Source organism: Pseudomonas sp. P5_B2, from assembly GCF_056400445.1.
Genome location: NZ_JBFULH010000589.1, coordinates 1 through 2,478, shown reverse-complemented (window position 1 = coordinate 2,478; position 2,478 = coordinate 1). Strand labels below are relative to the sequence as shown.

At 54.5% G+C, this 2,478-nt stretch carries 3 protein-coding genes; 1 reads left to right on the top strand and 2 read right to left on the bottom strand.

Going from position 1 to position 2,478, the window contains the following annotated elements; genetic code table 11:
• Positions 1 to 663 (bottom strand): SDR family NAD(P)-dependent oxidoreductase (locus AC1DRJ_RS24350; RefSeq protein WP_477804403.1); only part of this gene is annotated, 663 nt, incomplete at its 3' end.
• A gap of 131 nt (positions 664 to 794) precedes the next feature.
• Positions 795 to 1,769: an AraC family transcriptional regulator gene (locus AC1DRJ_RS24345; protein WP_477804402.1), complete on the bottom strand. Its 975-nt coding sequence runs from the start codon at positions 1,767 to 1,769 to the stop codon at positions 795 to 797.
• Positions 1,770 to 2,045: 276 nt separating this feature from the next.
• On the opposite strand from AC1DRJ_RS24345, the gene AC1DRJ_RS24340 reads away from it, so the two are divergent.
• The coding region (locus AC1DRJ_RS24340) for a nitroreductase family protein (RefSeq protein WP_477804401.1) at positions 2,046 to 2,478 on the top strand (433 nt) is incomplete at its 3' end.

Genomic DNA, 2,478 nt, shown 5'->3' with positions numbered 1-2,478 from the left:
GCCCACCTGTTGGTGGTTCATCTGGTCATGGAAGTTGTTGAAGGCTTTAATCGACTCGGCGTATTCAGGGATGTCGTTGGTACCGTAGCTCACCGAAGTAGGATCGAGGAAATCGGTTTTGAAGAACCCCGGGGCGACGATGGTGGCGTGGATGCCCAATGGCGCAACTTCGTTGGCCAAGCCTTCCATCCAGCCTTCTACCGCGAATTTGGAAGCGCTATAAGTTGAAGAGCCAGCAACAGAAATCATGCCGGCGGCCGACGAAATCGTGAACACATGACCCGAGCGCTGGGCGCGCATCACCGGCAAGATGGCGCGGGTGACATTCATCGTACCGAATACGTTGGTTTCGAACTGACGGCGCACCTGTTCATCACTGGTGTTTTCAAACCAACCCAGCTGGCCGTAACCGGCGTTGTTAACCAGGACGTCGATCCGGTTGAAGGTGTCTACGGCGCCTTGGACAGAGGTTTTAATCTGATCGGCGTCTGTAATGTCCAGGGGGAGGCAGAGCAGCGACGAAGGTTCGCCGGTCAGCTTCTTCTTCAAGTCGTCGATGTTTCGAGCCGTGGCGACTACCGCGTGACCAGCTGCCAGCACTGCCTGGGCAATACCCAATCCAAGGCCACGATTTGCCCCGGTGATGAACCATACCTTGCGCATATTGAGTACCTCTCAGCAAAAAAGCTTAAGGTGGCCGGACCAAGGTGTGAGCACCTGGTTCGATCATTGACGGTACAAATGATGAGCCTGCATGGCGATTAGGCGGTATCCGATTCCAACCGGTTTTTTGCCTATTCCRACGGCTTGCCGTTGCGCATGCTGCCGGTTTGGATCAACGGGCCGATCGCTCGGATTTTCAATATATCTTTCAGCGGAGGGGCCCCGAACAGGCGACTGTATTCCCGACTGAACTGATGTTGGCTTTCATAGCCGACAGTGAACGCAGCCGTCCCAGCATCATAATTGTCGATAAGCATGAGCCTGCGCGCCTCGTTCAGGCGCAGACATTTCTGGTACTGCAATGGGGTCATCGCCGTCAGTGCACGGAAATGGTGATGGAATGTCGACATACTCATCTGAATCGTGCCCGCCATATCTTCTACACGAAGTGATTTACGAAAGTTGGCTTTGATCCAGGCGATAGCCTGAGCAATTTTATGCCCTTGGCTGCCGACTGAAGCCATCTGCCTCAGGCGCGCCCCTTGTTCGCTGATCAGCACCCGATACAGGATTTCTCTCTCGATCAGCGGTGCAACGACAGGAAGGTCCTGAGGGTCTTGAAGAACTTCAACCAGACGGGTGATACATGTCAGGAGCGGGACAGTGCTACTGCCTAGCGTCATTCCCATTTCTGCCTGGGCGGGACGCGGAGCAGCGACGTTGTTGTCGATCATCAGTTGAGCAGCCAATTTCAAATCGAGCTTGAGCATCACCGACAAATAGGGTGTGCCCGGACTTGCATCGAATACTTGGGTGAGACTGGGTAAATCGACCGAGGTGAGGAGAAACTGACCGGCGCCGCAGGTGAACCGATCGTCCCCCAATGACACGCGTTTCGCTCCTTGAGCCACGACCACAATACTCGGCTCATACATGCTGCACATCGCAAAGGTCGGTGCCGAATAGGCGAACATCGACAGCTCTGGCAGCGGAGTACCGGTTCCGGCATTCGCACTTGCCCAGCCGCCTATCGCGGTCGCTAGCCTGGCACAGGCTTCAGCAAAACGAGCTTCCCCACTCTGGTGGGTTGGAATTTCCAGCCGCATGAGATTCTCCATTGAGATCACAGGTAGCTTAACAAGCAGGCATGGATTCGGAGCGACCATACGGCCGAACTCGGACTATCAGGCAAAAATTGCGCACTATCAGGTTCCCGTACTAACGCGTATCGAAGGCAGACTGGCTCCAGACAAATGACGGAGTGATCCCGAATTGCTCCCTCTAACGCGTGTAAGGCTCGTCAGGTAGTGCTTCCTGACCAGAAGGTGCCTTGCAACTCGCTGACGACGAGTTTGAAAACATTTTAGATACGAGGACGACCCATGTCAGATTCCATTCACACCCCTACTCACGTCTCGGATAACAAGGCTGCTTTTCAACAGGTAGTCCGCGCACGGCGATCGTTCCGCCGGTTTCTTCCTTCACCGGTGCCCGAGGCTCAAATCGTCGAGATTTTGGAAGACGCCCAGTTTTCCCCATCGAATTGCAATACACAGCCTTGGGACATGCACATTGTGTCCGGCGAAAAGCTCATCGAACTGTCTAAAGCGATGCTCGCGGCGCAAAAAGCGGATGCTACGTCGCTCGATTTTACGTTCGACCATAAGGACTTCTTCGGTCGTTACAAAGAGCGTGCATTTGAGCAGGGCAAAGCTTATTACCAGGCTCTTGGTGTTGATCGTGAGGACCGGGAAGGTCGCGCTCGTGCTGCAGCCATGAATTTCCAGTTCTTTGGGGCGCCGCATGTGGCAATGC